Source organism: Rhodococcus sp. 05-2255-3B1, assembly GCF_002258545.1.
In the GTDB taxonomy this organism is placed as follows: Bacteria; Actinomycetota; Actinomycetes; order Mycobacteriales; family Mycobacteriaceae; genus Rhodococcoides.
On the sequence record NZ_NOZC01000007.1, the window covers coordinates 740,516 to 756,634 of the forward strand.

Here is a 16,119-nt window from a genome sequence, read left to right on the forward strand (position 1 = left end):
CAGTGGACCGATGACAGCTGCCACCGGACCACTCGCAGGACTCGTGGTCGCGGACTTCTCTCGTGTACTCGCCGGACCGTACGCGACGATGATGCTCGGCGACATGGGTGCCGAGGTGATCAAGATCGAGCGACCCGGAATCGGAGACGACACCCGATCATGGGGTCCCCCGTACGACTCTGCCGGTACGGCAACCTATTTCAACTCGGTCAACCGCAACAAGACGTCGAGGTTCATCGACCTGCAGTCCGAGACCGGCGTAGCCGAGGCACGCGAGATCGTCGCCGGCGCGGACATCGTGATCGAGAACTTTCGCGCCGGTGCGATGGACCGACTCGGACTGGGCTATTCGACGCTCTCGCAGCGCAATCCCGGTTTGATCTACTGCTCGATCACTGGATTCGGCACCGGCGGGGGAGCAGCGCTGCCGGGCTACGACCTCGTGGTTCAGGCGGTCGGCGGGCTGATGAGCGTCACCGGCCCGGACGCGGAGGCGCCGACCAAAGTGGGTGTGGCGATGGTCGACATCGTCACCGGACTCCATGCGCTCAGCGGAATCCTTGCGGCGCTGCATCATCGATCGAACACAGGTGCAGGCCAGCAGATACACACCTCACTGATGGCGTCGGTGCTGTCCGCATTGAGCAACCAGTCGTCGGCCTATCTCGGGGCCGGCGTCGTACCCGTGCCGATGGGCAACAAGCACCCCTCACTCGTGCCGTACGAGGTGTTCGAGACCGCCGATCGACCCCTCGCACTTGCCGTGGGCAACGACCGGCAATTCGTTGCCCTGGTCGAGGTTCTCGGATCGCCCGCACTGGCTGCGGACGAGTGCTTCTCGTCCAATTCCGCTCGCGTGAAACATCGAGACGAGCTGGTCGACGTTCTGACCTCGGCGTTGAGCGCCCGCACCGCGGACGAGTGGTATCGAGAACTGATGGCCCGCAACGTTCCCGCGGGACCGGTCAATTCTCTCGAGGAGGCCTTCGCGTTCGCGGAATCACTCGGTCTCGAACCGCGCGTGCAGGTTCCGGGTTCAGTGGCCGACGGCGTCCGCAACCCACTGGACTTCTCGGCAACACCGGTGAACTATCGCCTGCCACCGCCCGCCGAGTTCTAGTTCAACGCCCACTTCACCGACACGGACACACTGACCGTCTGCTGGCCAGGTTCGATGGGCACCGCCGTGTCGAACGAACTGGCGGAGTCGCCGAACGTCCTCGGCTGCTCCTGGCCGGTGATCGACTCGGTGATCGACAGGACGTCTCCGAGTTCGCCGCCTGCGAGCGTCGCGTACTGCTCGGCGCGATCGCGGGCATCGGCGAACGCCCTGGACCGGGCATCGGTGATCAACTCGGAATCGTCGTCGATCTTGAACGAGACCCCGGAGATTCGGGTCGCGTTGCCACCGGCCGATGTGGCGTCGCCCAACACTTCGGACGCCTTCGACAGGTCGCGAACCGTCACCTGCAAGGTGTTGGTGGCCTGATATCCGGAGATGGCCGAGGTACCGCCCGGCAGTGCACCGGAATACTGCGGATCGATCGAGACCTGCTGAGTCTGGATGTCCTCGCGAGCGACTCCGGCCGCGATGACCGCGTCCGTCACTTCGGTCACCGCAGCGTTCGCCTGTTCGATCGCGGCGGTGACGTCCTCGGCCGTGGCCTGGACGCCGATCTGGGTTGTCAACGTATCCGGTGCGCCCTGGACTTCTCCGACGCCGTTGACGTTCACACCGGGAGGTCCATCGGGGGACGTGGTCGCTGGACTGCTGCAGCCCGCAGTCAGGGCTACGGCCAGCACCAGGGCCGATGCGCAGGATCCGGCCAACCATCTGTTTCGACTCACCGCCGTAGTGTCCACCATTGCAGGTGAATTGGAAAGGCTCAGGGCTTGCGATACTCGGCGTCGAACGTCACGGTGACCTCGTCGACCACCTTCATGGCTCCGAACATCTGCGAATACGGAGTGATCTTGTAATCCGACTGACGCACAGTGGTTTCGGACCCGACACGCCACCGATCGCCGAGGTCCGTGACGTCCACATCCACGGTGATCTCCCTCGACACACCGTGGATCTCGGCCGTGCCCGCCAGCCTGAATCCGGAGTCGACGGCCGTGATCTCGGTGGAGTGGAAACGTATCGACGGATATCGGTCGGCGTCGAAACTCTTGAGCGCGTTGGCTTTCGCGACGATCTTCTCCGGTCCGATCAACGGTGTCAGTCCACCCTCGCCGTGGACCACGTCGAGTGAACTCACCTCGGCGGTCAAGGTGACAGCGGTAGGTGCGTCCCCGGCCCACTCGACTGTCGCAGCCCAGGAGGTCATCGCGATCGTGAGGCGATGCCCCATCTTGGATGCCCTTCCTGTGACATCCGTGCGAACAGCCAACTGCCCGCCGTCGGATGCGTCGAGCGTCCAGGTCTCGGTACTCATCCCCCGACTGTATCCGTCCCGCAGAACCGACGACGGGACTCAGGCGCAGGTGGTTAGGGTGGAGGTATGTTCTCCAATTCCCCTCGAACATTCGTCGCCGACGCCCTCCGCGGCTTCGTCGCCGCCACCGACGACGTCGCCTGGCATGCCGACCCCGGCTACCTGACGCGTCGCTATCGCATCTCCGACGGCCAGGTCGCGCTGCTGTCCGGTGGGGGATCGGGCCATGAGCCGCTGCATGCAGGCTTCATCGGCCGCGGCATGCTCACCGGCGCGTGCCCGGGCCTGGTGTTCACCTCACCCAACGCCCTCCAGGTGCACGAGGCATCCAAGGCCGTGGACTCGGGCGGCGGCGTGGTCCACATCGTGAAGAACTACACCGGCGACGTGATGAACTTCAAGATCGCCCGAGAGTTGTTGCAGGAGGACGGCATTGTTGCCGACGTCGTTCTCGTCGACGACGACGTGGCCAGTGAGAGCGAGGACGGCCCTGGCCGCCGCGGCACCGCAGCGACCATCGTCGTCGAAAAGGTATGCGGCGCAGCGGCCGAACGCGGAGACAGCCTGCAGGCGGTGGTCGCGCTTGGGCGTCGGACCGCGGAGAACGCACGCAGCATGGCCGTCGCGATGAATCCGCCCACATTGCCGGGAGCGGACGAACCGTCGTTCGACCTCCCGTCGGAGGAAATCGAACTCGGCATCGGCATCCACGGAGAACGCGGCACCGACCGGGTGCCGCGCCTGCCCGCCCAGGAGATCGTCGCGAAACTGACCGATCCCATCGTGGACTCGCTCGGGTTGAACTCGGGCGAATCGGTGATCGCGGTGGTCAACGGGCTCGGAGCAACGCATCCGCTGGAGCTGCATCTGCTGTTCGGTGAACTCTCGGAGTACCTGCACGGCAAAGGGATCGAGATCTCCCGCTCGCTCGTCGGCAGCTTCGTCACCGCGCTCGACATGGGTGGAGCCTCGATCACCCTCGTGCGCGCCGACGACGAGATGCTCGAGCTCTGGGACGCCCCCACCGACGCACCCGGTTGGCCCAACGCCCACAGCCGCGGCGTGAAGTCGGTGGGCGAACGTGGAGGCTTCGGACCCTCGTTCGAGCCCTCCGACACCGGAGAGGTTTCGGCGTTCGCCTCGACGTGGATCGGGACTTGGGCGCAGCGGGTACTCGACGAAGAACCGGCCCTGACCGAGCTGGACCGCAAAGCAGGCGACGGCGACTTCGGAACCAACATGGTGGCCGCCCTCGAACAGCTCGATCTGGATGCCGTCAAGGACACCTATTCGGCAGCAACGGTATTCGAGGCCGTCAGTGAGGCCTACCTGGGCCACGCGGGCGGTACCTCGGGCGCGCTGTTCGGGATCTGGTTCCGCCAGTTCTACCGGACGATGCTCGAATCCGAGCCAGGTACTGCTGCCATCGCGGCCGCGGCCCGGGCAGGCCTGGACAGCATCACCGAACTCGGTGGCGCACGGGTAGGCGACAAGACGATGGTCGACGCCATCGCCCCTGCCGTCGATGCACTCGAGAAGGACGGCGGCACCCTGCAGCAGGCCGCGGACGCCGCGAAAACCGGAGCCGAATCGACCGAGGACATGACCGCCAACCGCGGCCGCGCCAGCTACGTCGGCGAGGCCGCGCGAGGCGTCGTCGACCCCGGTGCGCTGGTCATGGCCTGGTTCTTCGAGGCAGCTGCTAGCTCAGCGAACTGAGAAAGACCTCCGCGATCGCTTCGAGGCCGGCCTGATCGTCGGCGTCGAAGCGGTCGGAAACAGGGCTGTCCAGATCGAACACACCGATCAGTGTCTCGCCCTGGTACAGCGGTACGACGACCTCGGAGCGTGTATTGGCATCGCACGCGATGTGACCGGGGAAAGCGTGGACGTCGGCGACGCGCTGCGTCTCGCGGGTGGTCGCTGCTGCTCCGCAGACACCCTTGTCCAGGGCGATGCGCACGCAGGCGGGCTGACCCTGAAACGGCCCGACCACCAGTTCGGTGCCGTCGAACAGGTAGAAGCCGACCCAATTGACCTCGGGCAGAGCGTGATACACCAGCGCAGACAGGTTGGCGGCGTTGGCGACGAGGTTCGATTCCTCGAACACCAGGCCACGGGCCTGCTCGGTGAGCTGCTGATACTGCTCGACCTTGGATCCGTTCAGTTCCGTCGCGGTGAAAGACATGCGCCGAGTTTAAGCGCACACCCCAGCACCACCAGATACGCCGACATGCCGCCTACCTGTATCCGTTGCGCGATGCCGAGACCGTACTCACCGGGCAGATTGTCGGCGATCAGCAGCCACGCGGTAGCCAATGACGTCACGATCAGGACGGCCAGGCCCAGCGTGCGCAGCAGCGGGTAGAGCCGGTAGCGAAATGCGGCCACCGTGAACGCGATCATGACGGTGAAGATCGCGAACACCGCGATGGTGCTGGTCAGCGCATGCAGGTGATGGAGTTGCGGGAACAATCCGCTCGGCTCGATCGGACAGCTCGGATCGTCGGCCGCCACACACTCGAGGGGGAGTTTCGCGTCGGCGATGGTCGCAATGCCGAAGATGCCCGACGCCACCCAGCCGGTGACGACGAGCCGTCGTCGCGGGGTTGCCAGGAAGCCGAGAATCGCCGCGAGAATCATCAACGAACCCGTGACGACGTCTGCGGTGGAGAAGAATTCGCGGTACGGCTGATCGCGGGCGTCGAGTTCGCTGAGGAACGATGTGGTTGGGTCGAGACCGGTGTCGAGGAAGAATTCGGCCACCCAGGCCGAGTACAGCAGGCCGGCGAGGATCAAGCAGATCGCCACTACGACGCGGCGCATATCCACGCCTTCGGTTCTCGAACGCACCGACCAAGGCTAGCCAGTGAGTACCTCGGCGGTTGCCACCGCCAGTGCGACGGCGGACTCGCAGCTGTCGGTCAGGACGGACAGTGTGGGAACCGTGCGGGCATAGCGCGCGGCAGCATCGTCTTTCTCGGGCATGCCGAGCACGGGGTTGCCCAGCACGATGTCCGCGAAGCACGACGAATCCGAGGCGCGTGTCTCGACGGTGTAGCCGCCCTGCTGGACGGGCTCGCTGTCGGTCGAACGCAGATCCGAGTCGACGTACGTGAGCGTGACGTCGAGCATTGCCAGTGAGTCCTCGAACGTCGACGACGACGCCGTGAAGTGGCAACGGTACGGATCGGACGCGGGGTTCCAGCGGGCCACCGTCCAGGTTGCGGGCAGGTGTTCGAGGACGGCGCACGGGTCCTTCGTGGCCAGCGGAAGGTTGTACTTCGAGTCGGCCCGCAGTGGTGGATCGTCCAACAGGCTCAGTGCGGTCTCGGCGAAGGTTGTCGCCGCGGCACACGCGTCGGCGACGGCCCGATCGACGTCGATCGTGGCAAAGCTACGACCGGATTCGGTGAGGAAGCCGTCCATGGCCCCGGTGGCGGCCCCGTCGAACTCGTCGCGCAGCGGAAAGCTGACGCGGCACTGCCCTTGCGACAGGTCGTGGAGATACACCTGTTCGCCGCCGATCGTGATCCGCTCGGTGTCCGGGTCGTCCGGCGGCTGATATCCGTTCAGATCGATCGAGACGGAGTCGGTGGCGCTCGAGTTCACCGGGTTCAGACTGGCCGAGCACGCGCTCAATTCGCCGTCGGGGCGCAGTTGCACCACCGTGCCGAGCTCAGCGAGGTCGTTTTCGGTGAGAAAACCGCAGGGGTCGAGACTGCGTACGAACGCCGCCGAGTCCGCTAGGTACCGGTCCGCCTCGGACAGCACGAATCCGTACCGGTTCTGCGGCGCACTGCTGACGGGGGAGGCGCTGCCGAGCAAGACCACCGCGCACCCGCTCGTCGATACGGCCATCGCCAGCGCTGTTGCCGCAAGCCACCAATTTCTACGCACCGTTTCCCCCGGAACTCGAATCAACCGATCATGGGGTTGGACGCGCGGGGGCCGGAGATGGTTTCAGTCTCCGGACAGGTTGTTTCAGTCTCCGGAAAGTTCGTCGACCACTCGATCGGCGGCCTCGGCGGGGTCCTCGTGTTCCCAGATTCGTACGACGCGCCAGCCCTCCGCGAGGAGCTTGTCGTCGGTGTCGCGATCGCGCGTGACGTTGGCCGCCAGTTTGTCGGCCCACCACTGCGCGTTGTTGCGGGGCTTGGTCGCGTGCACCGGGCAGCTGTGCCAGAAGCAACCGTCGACGTAGACCGCGACTTTGCGTTTGGGGAAGACCAGATCTGCTCGACGCCTCATGCCCTTCAACGGAGCTCGATCGACGAAGTAGCGCAGACCTCGACGGTGCAGTGCCTGCCGTAGCGCCACCTCGGGCTTGGTGTCGCGGCGTTTCTGCTTGCTCAGTCGCGCGCTGGTCCTGGCGTCGGTGGCGGGCCGGTCTCCGCTCACGCCGACACCCTCTCGGCGTACCCGCCCATGCGTTCGAGATGGGCGTCGAGGTCGTCGAGAAAGCCGTCGACGAAACGGAGATTGCCCGCTCTGGCTCGCTTGAGGAACCCGGCGGTCGCTCGCGCCGAGAGCAGCTTCGCGTCGTCCAGGAAATCGATCAGGTCCTCGTACGGCTCGTGCACCGGCATGGTCGTCACCGCGACCCGGTAGCTGGTGCGGTCGCGTCCCCAGGCTGCGGTCGGCCAGGCCTGACCAGGCAGCAGAGCCGTATCGTTCGAGGCGTCGTAAGGCTGGGGATCGTCGAGTGCGCTCGCCGCCCAGGACGCCATGCGCACACTGACGGCGTTGCCGACGAGCTTCCAGCGATGTCCGCTGCGGACGTCGGGCTGCTGGACGGCGGGCAGCGTCCACTCCGGATCGAATCCCTGCAGACGTTCGGCACCGATGATCCCGGGAGTGACGATCTCCCCGGACGGCAACCGAACCGCCGGCGGACTGGCTATGCCGAGCGAGGATCCGCCCTTGAGCGTCGGGACCGCATTGACGGCCCAGCCCAGCCCGCGAATGCCCTCGGTCCAGTAGAAGCCGCACGGCTGCGTGGCCGGGTCGCCGTCGGGCAGCGGTCCTGCATCCTGCGAGAACAGCACCTCGCGTGGATCGTCGGTACGCGAGGCCAGCATCACCACCCGCTGCCGACGCTGCGGCAACCCGAACGCGCGGGCGTCGACGACGCGGTATGCCCACATGTAACCGAGGTCCTCCAGCGCGTCGGTGATGTGTCGCATGGCCGCCCCACGGCCGAGTTGGAGCATGAACGGCACGTTCTCCATCAGCAGCCATCGCGGGCCGCGTCGACGCGAGACCAGCCGAAACACCTCGTCGACCAGGCCCGATCTGGCACCGGTGATGCCTGCGGTGCGGCCGGCCTGCGAGAGGTCCTGACAGGGGAAGCCGGCCGCGACGAGTTCGGTGTCGGCGGGCAGGCTTCGAAGAGTGGTGACGTCGGTGTGCAGGGGTACCTCGGGCATGCGCGCTTTCAGGACGGCCCCGGCTCCGAGATCGATCTCGCACAGCAACTGCGTCGTCCACCCTGCGTCGGCCAACCCCAGCTCGAGCCCGCCGATCCCCGCGAACAACCCGACCATCGACCGTGCGCTCACGTATGCCCTTCCTTTGCCCGACGGCCCTACGTTACTCGAGGGTCGGTTCGCTTGACCTCGACCGAGCTCGAGGTTTCACACTGGAATGCGAGGGCCGAAAAATCGGTTGGAAACTGAGCCTGTGCAATGAAAGCATTCGAGCACAGCAATAAGGAGAAGAACTGTGTCTACGGGTGTGCTCGATCCCGAAACCCGAACCCTCGATCAGCCATACCCGGACACCGCGAAGCCGCCCAGCTCGCTGCGCCGTTTCGCGCCGTTTCTGCTGCCGTACAAGTGGTTCTACATCGCCTCGATCGTGGTCTCGCTGATCGCCACCATGACCGGTCTGGTGATACCGCTGGTGATGCAACGCGTCATCGACGGGCCCATCACCGATCGTAATTTCTCGGCCGTCTGGTGGCCCGCGGCGTTCGTCCTGTTGCTCGGCACCATCGATGCGCTCGGCATCTGGGTTCGCCGTTACCTGGTCTCCCGCCCGTCGAGTCAGTTCGAGATCTCAGCGCGCGCAACAGTATTCGACAAACTCCAGCGACTGTCGGTCGCGGCTCACGAGAGCTGGGAATCGGGTCAGCTGCTTTCGCGTGCCATCGCAGACCTCGGTTCGCTGCGGCGGTTCATGGCCTTCATCGGCCCGTTCATCATCATCAACGCCGTCACACTGGTCGCAGGCATCGGCGTACTGCTGGTGCAGTCCTGGCAATTGGGGCTGATCATGCTGGCGACGTCGGTACCGCTGGTGATCGCCTGCACCAAGTTCGAGACGCTCTATCGCGTCGTGGCCCGCGACGCTCAGGATCAGGCCGGCGACGTCACGACGACGGTCGAAGAGTCCATCCAGGGTATTCGTGTCCTCAAGGCGTTCGGTCGAAGTGCCCACTTGGGCAAGCAGTTTCTGCGTCAGGCCCGCACATTGCGGGGCACCGAGCTGAAGAAGGTGCGCTACCTGGCGATCATCTGGGCGGTGATCGTCGGGCTGCAGCCGATCACCATCGGCGCGATCCTCGCCGTTGGCACGTACTCCATCGTCCAGGGCACCATGACGGTCGGCACGCTCGTCGCGGCCATCGCCATCGTCACGTTCCTGCTGTGGCCGATCGAATCCTTCGGGTATCTGTTGGCCGAACTGAACAACGCCCGCACGGCAGCGGACAGGTACTGGGAGATCATGGATACTCCCGAAACCGTGACCGATCCGGACAATCCCGTCGAATTGCCCGAAAAGATCCGTGGCCGAGTGCAATTCGATCGCGTCGGATTCACCTTCCCCGACGCGTCCGCACCGCTTCTCGAGGACGTCAGCTTCGTCGTCGAGCCGGGGGAGACCGTCGCGCTGGTCGGCAACACCGGTAGCGGAAAGACCGCGCTGACGAACCTCGTACCCCGGCTGTTCGACGCCACCGAGGGCTCCATCACCATCGACGGAATCGACGTGGCCTCGATGCGGCTGGCCGATCTGCGGTCGATCGTCACGGTGGCGTTCGAGGATCCGGTGCTGTTCTCGGCCAGTGCGCGCGAGAACATCGCGCTCGGTTCGCCCGGAGCCTCCGATGCCGAGGTCGCCGAGGCGTTGGAGATCGCGCACGCAACGGATTTCGTCGAGCAGTTGCCGTGGGGCCTGGCCACTCGCATCGGTGAGCAGGGAATGAGCCTGTCCGGTGGGCAGCGGCAGCGGCTCGCACTGGCGCGGGCGGTGCTGGGCAAGCCCCGGGTACTGGTGCTCGACGACCCGCTGTCTGCGCTCGACGTGGACACCGAAGCCAAAGTGCAGAAGGAATTACGGCGCGTGTTGGCGCACTCGACGACACTGCTGGTGGCGCACCGGCCGTCGACCGCTGCCTTGGCCGACCGCGTGCTGTATCTCGAGAACGGACGAATTGTGGAGCAGGGAACACACGAGGGACTGCTGGCGTCGTCGCCGCGGTACCGCGAAGTGATGGGGTCGATTCATGGCTGAGCAAACCGCAGCCGCGGATTGGCGCGGCGTCGGCGGCGAGGAATCGGAGGTCGACGCAACCGGAAACCTGGTGTTGGCCGGGCGTTCTCGCCGGTTGCTCGCCTCGTTGGTTCGGCCGTACAAGAAGCAGGCCCTGCTGTCGTTCCTGATCATTCTGGTCGACAACATCACCTACGTTGCCGGTCCGCTGTTCATCGCCTATGCGCTGGACAACGGTGTCGGCGCTGCAGCACAGGGTGATTGGGCTCCGTTGCTGTGGGCGATCGGCGGCTACACCGGCTTCGGTCTGCTCGGGATGCTCACCACCTACGCCTTCCTCACCGTCTCCGGTCGGCTGAGTCAGAACATCCTGTACGACCTGCGCGGTCGGGTGTTCGACCATGCCCAGAAGCTAAGCCTGTCGTTCCACGAGAAGTACACCTCGGGACGGTTGATCTCGCGTCTGACCAGCGATGTCGAATCCCTGCAGACGCTGCTCGAAAGTGCGCTCAACGATGCTCTGACGGCCATCCTGTCGATGGTGTCGATCGCGATCATCCTGGTGTACCTCGACGTTCCGATGGCGATGATCGTGCTGGCCGGATTCGTTCCGCTGGTCCTCGTCACCCGGTGGTCGCAGCGTCGACAACGCCAGGGATACCGTCGAACACGGGTGGCGATCGCCCGCGTCGTGGTTCATTTCGTCGAATCCATGGGCGGTATCCGTGCGGTACAGGTGTTCCGGCGCGAGGGCCGCAACGACGCGATTCTGAGCACCGAGGATTCGGAGTACCGCGACGCCACCACCGCAGCGCTGCGCGGGATGGCGAGCTACACCGGCATCGTGCGCTGGATCGGCAACGTCACGCTCGCGATCATCCTGGTGTTCGGTAGCTGGCGAGTGATCAACGGCCACATGGACATCGGTGTGCTCGCCGCCTACGTGTTGTATCTGCGCCGGTTCTACGGACCTCTCGACGAGCTGGCGATGGTCTTCAACGCCTACCAGTCCGCCGCTGCTGCACTGGAGAAGATCTCCGGGGTACTCGAAGAAGAACCGTCGGTGACAGCGCCGACGAACCCGGTGGAGATCGGAACAGCCAAGGGCGACATCACGTTCGACGATGTGCACTTCGCCTACGGCCCCGAACGCGTCGTGCTGCCGGAGTTCTCGTTGCACGTACCCGCCGGACAGGTGGTCGCGATGGTCGGAGCCACCGGAGCGGGTAAGTCGACACTGGCGAAGCTGTTGGCGCGCTTCTACGATCCGACGGCCGGAGCCGTCCGACTCGACGGCGTCGACATGCGGCAGATCAGCGACGACGACCTGCGTCGCAACGTCGTGATGGTGACCCAGGAGTCGTTCCTGTTCTCCGGTTCGGTAGCGGACAACATCCGACTCGGACGCCCCACGGCCACCGATGCCGAGGTGCGGGCCGCGGCCGACGCCGTCGGGCTGACGGAGTTCATCGCGTCATTGCCGGATGGAATCGACACCGACGTACGCAAGCGCGGTGGCCGATTGTCCTCGGGTCAAAGGCAATTGGTGGCCTTCGCGCGGGTGTTCCTCGCTGCGCCGTCGGTGATCGTGCTCGACGAGGCAACATCGAGCCTCGACATCCCGAGTGAGCGGCTGGTGCAGCGCGCGCTCGAGACCATCCTGCAGGGACGAACGGCGCTGATCATCGCGCACCGCCTGTCGACGGTGGCCATCGCCGATCGCGTTCTGGTCATGTCCGACGGCGACATCGTCGAGGACGGAACTCCCGAAGACCTGATCGCGGGAGAGGGACGCTTTGCGCACCTGCACGAGGCGTGGGAAGACTCGCTGGTCTGATTTTCGTAACGCGTCGTCGGTCCTGGGCGAAATGACCTGTATGAGAAGAACATTTGTAGCGGCAACACGAGTTGCCACCGTCGTCGTCTCAGGTCTGGCCTTTTCAGCAATCATCGGCGCAGGCGTTTCCCATGCTGACACTCAGGATTGCTCCATCGCCCACGATGCCTTGGGCGCGTCTGCAACGTGCCACGACACCGGTGCTCCTCCGGGGAGGGAGTACGTACTGATCACCGAATGTTGGGGCTTCCATGTCACTGCCGCCGTTCCGTTCCTGGCGGTCGGCCCCTACACCTCGTCGAGCCGATCCTTCGTGCCGACAGGTCAGGCGTCGGGTAACTGCGGTTCGAGCTGGGGCCAGCCGACGTCGACCCTCGGTGTGGTCACCGGTGCCCACGTGGAGATCTATCGCCAGTGAGATCGGCCTGGTGACCGGCTGATCAGGTCCACGGAGTGATCGGCGGCTTGACCCACATGATCTTCTCGTCGGCGTGCTGGGGCGTCGCACCGTCGTGGCCCGGGTGTTCGGCCGCCCACACGGATTTACGGTCGAGCAACTCGGCCACGATGGTCCACGTCTCCATCGTGCTCGGTGGATGCAGGTCGGCAGCGCGGGCCAGCTTCCGGCGGACCGCGTCGGTGAGGTCGAGTAGCTCGGCACCGGTGATGCCGCGATCCCACACATAGCGCGCCAGAGCCTTCGCCTTGTCCTGCCGACTCTTCGCAGCCTGTTCGGAGTGCGCGAAATCGAACTGCCCGCCGCCCGCGTTCTCTGTCGTCACGGGCACAACATTAATGAACTGCGAGAAAAGGCACGTCCGCTTGATCTTCTGGGGGCCTCGTCGCCTACCGTAGGTGGGTGATCACTCAAGCATCGGGTGCAGAGCAAGTCTCCATCCCCGCGACCGATTCCACAGGCGCGAAAACCTGGCCGTCGATCCTGACGTGGCGAGCGCACGACGTTCCCCGCATGGAGTCCGTGCGGGTCCAGCTCTCGGGCAACCGCATCAAGGCTGCCGGACGCATCATCGGTGGCGCGTGCAGCGATCACCCCGCCTTCAGTGCGTCCTACGACCTGGTGACCGACGAATACGGCGTCACCAAGAGGCTCTCGGTGCGCACATCTCTCGCGTCCGGTGACCGCCAGGCCTCCGTCAGCCGTGACGACGAGGGCTACTGGATGGTGGAGAACAGCACCAGCCATCAGCGCTCGACCTACAGTGGCGCGCTCGACGTCGACATGGTGCTCAGCCCATTCTTCAACACTCTGCCGATCCGTCGATTCGGTCTGCACACCCAGGTCCAGGACCTCGAGGTGCCCACGGTGTACGTGAACCTGCTCGACCTCAGCATCCAGGAAGCCACGCTGACCTACAGCAGTGGTTCCGAGGGAATTCACGTCATCTCACCGGTCTCGACGTCGTCCGTAACGGTCGACGCCGACGGTTTCGTTCTCGACTACCCGGGACTGGCCGAGCGGATCTGACGTACGACGCCACCGCGTCGACCCGCGTCCTGCAGTTTTTCCCGCCACCCCGGTTCGCCCGGGGTGACGTCGGTGATCTCGAAGCGTTGATGCTGCTCGTACTGCAGGCGCGCCGTGTTTCCGGCCTCGACCAGTGATTTCGTCGAACCTTCGTCGAGTTCTTCGCGCGCTGCCGTGAGTGCGTCCAGAGCCTCGTCCAGCGCGGTCCGCAGAGCGGCGGCGTTGCCCTCGGTCATCGCCCGAACGAGATTCGGCGACGAGGACGCCACCCGCGTCCCGTCCCGAAACGAGCCCGCAGCCAGGCCCAACGCCAGCGGTCCGCCTGCCGCGCCCACGATCGCGAGTGTCTCGGCCAGCACATGCGGAAGATGGGAGATTCTGGCGACGGCGCGATCGTGCTCGACGCTCTCTGCCGGCACCACCACCGAACCGCAGTCGAGAGCGAGACGGGCCACCCGAACCCACACGTCGGCGTCGACGCCCGGGTCGGTGGACACCACCCACACCGCGTCGGCGAACAGCGTCGGATCGGTGGCCGACCACCCCGAGTGGTTGGTGCCCGCCATGGGATGTCCCCCGACGTAGCGTGCCTGCAAACCCTGCGCCTCGACGGCGGCTGCCATCTCGGCCTTGACGCTGACGACATCGGTCAGCGGAGCTGTGGGGGCATGCTCGGCGACAGCAGTCAGAATCGACTCGACGGCAGGCATCGGAACGGCGACGACGATCAACGCGTCCTGTGCTGCGGCCCTGCTCAGTGCAGCTACCAGATCGGTGCCGACGTCGTATCCATCGGCCACAGCACCTGCAATCGCGTCGGCCGATCGGTTCCATCCCCATACCGGACGGCCCGCATCGTGTGCCGCGCGCAGGATCGACCCACCGATCAGTCCGAGACCCAGAACGCACACCGAAGAAGAAGTCACCCGATCAGATTGGCACAGGTGGTTGACGTCGATCGGACGTGGACTTCGAATACAGGCCCCTACCGGACTACCGTTGCGCGCATGGCCGCACAGCGCGCGAACAACAACCGCGCATCCGCACCGGAATACGACGACCTCGAGGGATTCGGCGTTGCAGTTGTCCGAGAGGAAGGCAAGTGGACCGTCACGCCGCTGTCCGACGACGCACTGACCAGTCTGTCGGCGGCAGAGACCGAATTGCGTGAGCTGCGCAGTTCTGGAGCGGTGTTCGGAATGCTCGACGTGGACGAGGAATTCTTCGTCATCCTGCGTCCCGCACCGAACGGCACCCGACTGTTGCTCTCCGACGCGGTCGCCGCCGTCGACTACGAAATCGCCGCGGACGTCCTCGATGCGTTGAACATCGAGATTCCCGACGTCGACCCCGACGAACTCGACGACATCGAACCCTACGAGGAGGGTGACCTCGCGTTGCTGGCCGATCTCGGACTCCCCGAAGCTGTGCTCGGCATCATCGTCGCCGAGACCGACGACTACCCCGACGAGCAGCTGCAGTCCATCGCCGAACGCCTGGGCTTCGAGGACGAGTTCACCGCAGCGGTGAACAAGCTGCGGCGGTAGTCCGTGTCGGTATCCGACGCGGACATGATCCGCGCAGCGCTGGCGGCTGCCGCCGAGGCGTCGGATGCCGACGTCCCCGTCGGAGCCGTCGTGTTCGACCCCTCCGGACGTGAGATCGCCCGAGCCTGCAATGCGCGGGAGGCGTCGGGCGACCCCACCGGACACGCTGAAGTGATCGCCCTGCGTCGAGCAGCGGCCGTGCACGGGGATGGCTGGCGACTCGAAGGCTGCACCCTGGCCGTCACCTTGGAACCATGCACGATGTGCGCCGGGGCGCTGGTGCTCGCTCGCGTCGGAGCAGTGGTGTTCGGAGCATGGGAACCCAAGACCGGAGCCGTCGGGTCGCTGTGGGACGTTGTGCGCGACCGTCGACTCACCCATAGACCGCAGGTGCGCGGCGGGGTGTTGGAAGCCGAATGCGCCGAAGTGTTGACCAGGTTCTTCGCTCGCCAGAGATAACGATCCCGTCTCGAGGTGAGGGGCGAGGTGGCCGGGTCCGTCGGTTTTCAGGAGTGTGGAGAGCAGGGGTGCGACGACGCGCTCCAACCTCTGCGAAGGAGAGCACTATGGGAATCGGCGACAAGATTTCGAACAAGACCGAAGACCTCGGCGGCAAGGCAAAGGAAGCCGCTGGTTCGGCCACCGGAGACAAGGACCTCGAAGCAGAGGGCAAGGGCGACCAGACCTCGGCAGCAGTCAAGGACGGCGTCGAGAAGGTCAAGGACGCAGCCTCGAACATCAAGGACAAGCTCACCGGCAACTAGTCGCCGGAGTGGAGCCTGCGGAATGACCGATGGATTCGCGTGCTGAGCAGGCGATTTAGCCTCAGGCCGTCATTCCGGTACAGTCTTCTGCGGTGGCGTGTCCGAGCGGCCTAAGGAGCACGCCTCGAAAGCGTGTGACGGGTAATCCCCGTCCGAGGGTTCAAATCCCTCCGCCACCGCCAAAACTCCCCACCCGATCCGTCGGGTGGGGAGTTTTTTTGTGCGCGCAGTCTGGGGTGGGTGTGGGCTTCAGCCGCAAACGCGCGCGCATTTGTCAGACGCGTTCGGATTCGCTATCGATTCGGGGTCTATTGCGCGCGCTCCTGGCAAGTGCGCGCGCGTTTGCGGGCTCGGCGGGGTGGGATCAGTGGGCGGAAGGGGGCGCACTCAGGAGTTCACCGGTGCTGGGTTCACGGGTGCGGGTGTCGGCTTTGCGCGGCTGTATCTGTTGCAAACGCGCGCGCATTCGTCGGTTGCGTGCGAATTCGCGACCGATTCGGGGTCTATTTCGCGTGCACCTGGCAAGTGCGCGCGCAATAGACCCCGGGTT

Annotated in this window: 18 protein-coding genes and 1 tRNA gene; 10 read left to right on the forward strand and 9 right to left on the reverse strand. The window is 65.2% G+C overall.

All coding sequences use genetic code 11. The features are described 5' to 3' along the window. Nucleotides 1-10: 10 nt before the first annotated feature. Nucleotides 11-1,120: a CaiB/BaiF CoA-transferase family protein gene (locus CH249_RS07785; protein WP_094681690.1), complete on the forward strand. Its 1,110-nt coding sequence runs from the start codon at nt 11-13 to the stop codon at nt 1,118-1,120. Here the strand turns inward: CH249_RS07785 and CH249_RS07790 are convergent. Together CH249_RS07790 and CH249_RS07795 are read right to left on the reverse strand one after the other, a co-directional pair. Continuing rightward, nucleotides 1,117-1,848: an SIMPL domain-containing protein gene (locus CH249_RS07790; protein WP_256980427.1), complete on the reverse strand. Its 732-nt coding sequence runs from the start codon at nt 1,846-1,848 to the stop codon at nt 1,117-1,119. The genes CH249_RS07785 and CH249_RS07790 overlap by 4 nt on opposite strands. A gap of 38 nt (nt 1,849-1,886) precedes the next feature. Then, nucleotides 1,887-2,438, reverse strand: coding sequence for a YceI family protein (locus CH249_RS07795; RefSeq protein WP_094632044.1), 552 nt, complete (start codon nt 2,436-2,438; stop codon nt 1,887-1,889). Between the two features lie 66 nt (nt 2,439-2,504). Between CH249_RS07795 and dhaL the strand changes: the two genes are divergently transcribed. Continuing rightward, nucleotides 2,505-4,157 (forward strand): dihydroxyacetone kinase subunit DhaL, encoded by a 1,653-nt coding sequence (gene dhaL / locus CH249_RS07800; RefSeq protein WP_094646575.1) that lies wholly within the window; start codon nt 2,505-2,507, stop codon nt 4,155-4,157. Here dhaL and CH249_RS07805 read toward each other — a convergent pair. The 5 genes from CH249_RS07805 to CH249_RS07825 all read right to left on the reverse strand — a co-directional run bounded on the left by CH249_RS07805 (nt 4,141) and on the right by CH249_RS07825 (nt 7,984). Beyond that, on the reverse strand, nt 4,141-4,626 hold the full coding sequence (locus CH249_RS07805; RefSeq protein WP_094681691.1) for a GAF domain-containing protein: 486 nt from the start codon (nt 4,624-4,626) through the stop codon (nt 4,141-4,143). The genes dhaL and CH249_RS07805 overlap by 17 nt on opposite strands. Then, the gene (locus tag CH249_RS07810; RefSeq protein WP_179273173.1) at nt 4,602-5,264 is read right to left on the reverse strand and encodes a DUF998 domain-containing protein; all 663 of its coding nucleotides are present in this window, start codon (nt 5,262-5,264) and stop codon (nt 4,602-4,604) included. Before CH249_RS07810 ends, CH249_RS07805 begins: the two co-directional genes overlap by 25 nt. A gap of 36 nt (nt 5,265-5,300) precedes the next feature. Beyond that, the gene (locus tag CH249_RS07815) at nt 5,301-6,338 is read right to left on the reverse strand and encodes a hypothetical protein (RefSeq protein ID WP_143544374.1); all 1,038 of its coding nucleotides are present in this window, start codon (nt 6,336-6,338) and stop codon (nt 5,301-5,303) included. 84 nt (nt 6,339-6,422) lie between these two features. Further along, the gene (locus CH249_RS07820; protein ID WP_094632050.1) at nt 6,423-6,839 is read right to left on the reverse strand and encodes a very short patch repair endonuclease; all 417 of its coding nucleotides are present in this window, start codon (nt 6,837-6,839) and stop codon (nt 6,423-6,425) included. Continuing rightward, on the reverse strand, nt 6,836-7,984 hold the full coding sequence (locus CH249_RS07825) for a DNA cytosine methyltransferase (RefSeq protein ID WP_179273174.1): 1,149 nt from the start codon (nt 7,982-7,984) through the stop codon (nt 6,836-6,838). Before CH249_RS07825 ends, CH249_RS07820 begins: the two co-directional genes overlap by 4 nt. Nucleotides 7,985-8,162: 178 nt before the next feature. Between CH249_RS07825 and CH249_RS07830 the strand changes: the two genes are divergently transcribed. The 3 genes from CH249_RS07830 to CH249_RS07840 are packed head-to-tail and all read left to right on the forward strand — an operon-like array spanning nt 8,163 to nt 12,190. Beyond that, nucleotides 8,163-9,956, forward strand: coding sequence for an ABC transporter ATP-binding protein (locus CH249_RS07830; protein WP_094681695.1), 1,794 nt, complete (start codon nt 8,163-8,165; stop codon nt 9,954-9,956). Then, on the forward strand, nt 9,949-11,772 hold the full coding sequence (locus tag CH249_RS07835) for an ABC transporter ATP-binding protein (RefSeq protein ID WP_094681696.1): 1,824 nt from the start codon (nt 9,949-9,951) through the stop codon (nt 11,770-11,772). The genes CH249_RS07830 and CH249_RS07835 overlap by 8 nt, the downstream gene beginning before the upstream one ends. Before the next feature lie 40 nt (nt 11,773-11,812). Beyond that, a complete protein-coding gene (locus tag CH249_RS07840) occupies nt 11,813-12,190 on the forward strand; it encodes a hypothetical protein (RefSeq protein WP_256981127.1) in 378 nt (125 codons plus the stop codon). A gap of 22 nt (nt 12,191-12,212) precedes the next feature. Here the strand turns inward: CH249_RS07840 and CH249_RS07845 are convergent, their stop codons facing one another. Then, nucleotides 12,213-12,554, reverse strand: a complete 342-nt coding sequence (locus tag CH249_RS07845; protein WP_094646601.1) for a hypothetical protein — start codon at nt 12,552-12,554, stop codon at nt 12,213-12,215. A gap of 188 nt (nt 12,555-12,742) precedes the next feature. Here CH249_RS07845 and CH249_RS07850 point away from each other — a divergent pair, with 188 nt between their 5' ends. Further along, nucleotides 12,743-13,258, forward strand: a complete 516-nt coding sequence (locus CH249_RS07850; protein ID WP_032395594.1) for a putative glycolipid-binding domain-containing protein — start codon at nt 12,743-12,745, stop codon at nt 13,256-13,258. On the opposite strand, the gene CH249_RS07855 is transcribed toward CH249_RS07850, so the two are convergent. Then, on the reverse strand, nt 13,231-14,202 hold the full coding sequence (locus tag CH249_RS07855) for a prephenate dehydrogenase (protein WP_094681718.1): 972 nt from the start codon (nt 14,200-14,202) through the stop codon (nt 13,231-13,233). The two genes, CH249_RS07850 and CH249_RS07855, sit on opposite strands and share 28 nt — an antisense overlap. Nucleotides 14,203-14,265: 63 nt before the next feature. On the opposite strand from CH249_RS07855, the gene CH249_RS07860 reads away from it, so the two are divergent. The 4 genes from CH249_RS07860 (at nt 14,266) to CH249_RS07875 (ending at nt 15,751) form a co-directional block, all read left to right on the forward strand. Next, nucleotides 14,266-14,805: a tRNA adenosine deaminase-associated protein gene (locus tag CH249_RS07860; RefSeq protein ID WP_045200815.1), complete on the forward strand. Its 540-nt coding sequence runs from the start codon at nt 14,266-14,268 to the stop codon at nt 14,803-14,805. A 24-nt stretch (nt 14,806-14,829) separates the two neighbouring features. Continuing rightward, entirely contained in the window at nt 14,830-15,264 is a 435-nt protein-coding gene (locus tag CH249_RS07865; RefSeq protein WP_037187650.1) for a nucleoside deaminase, read from the forward strand. Nucleotides 15,265-15,371: 107 nt separating this feature from the next. Beyond that, entirely contained in the window at nt 15,372-15,569 is a 198-nt protein-coding gene (locus CH249_RS07870; protein WP_032395366.1) for a CsbD family protein, read from the forward strand. 91 nt (nt 15,570-15,660) lie between these two features. Then, a tRNA-Ser gene (locus CH249_RS07875) sits at nt 15,661-15,751 on the forward strand. Nucleotides 15,752-16,119: the final 368 nt, after the last annotated feature.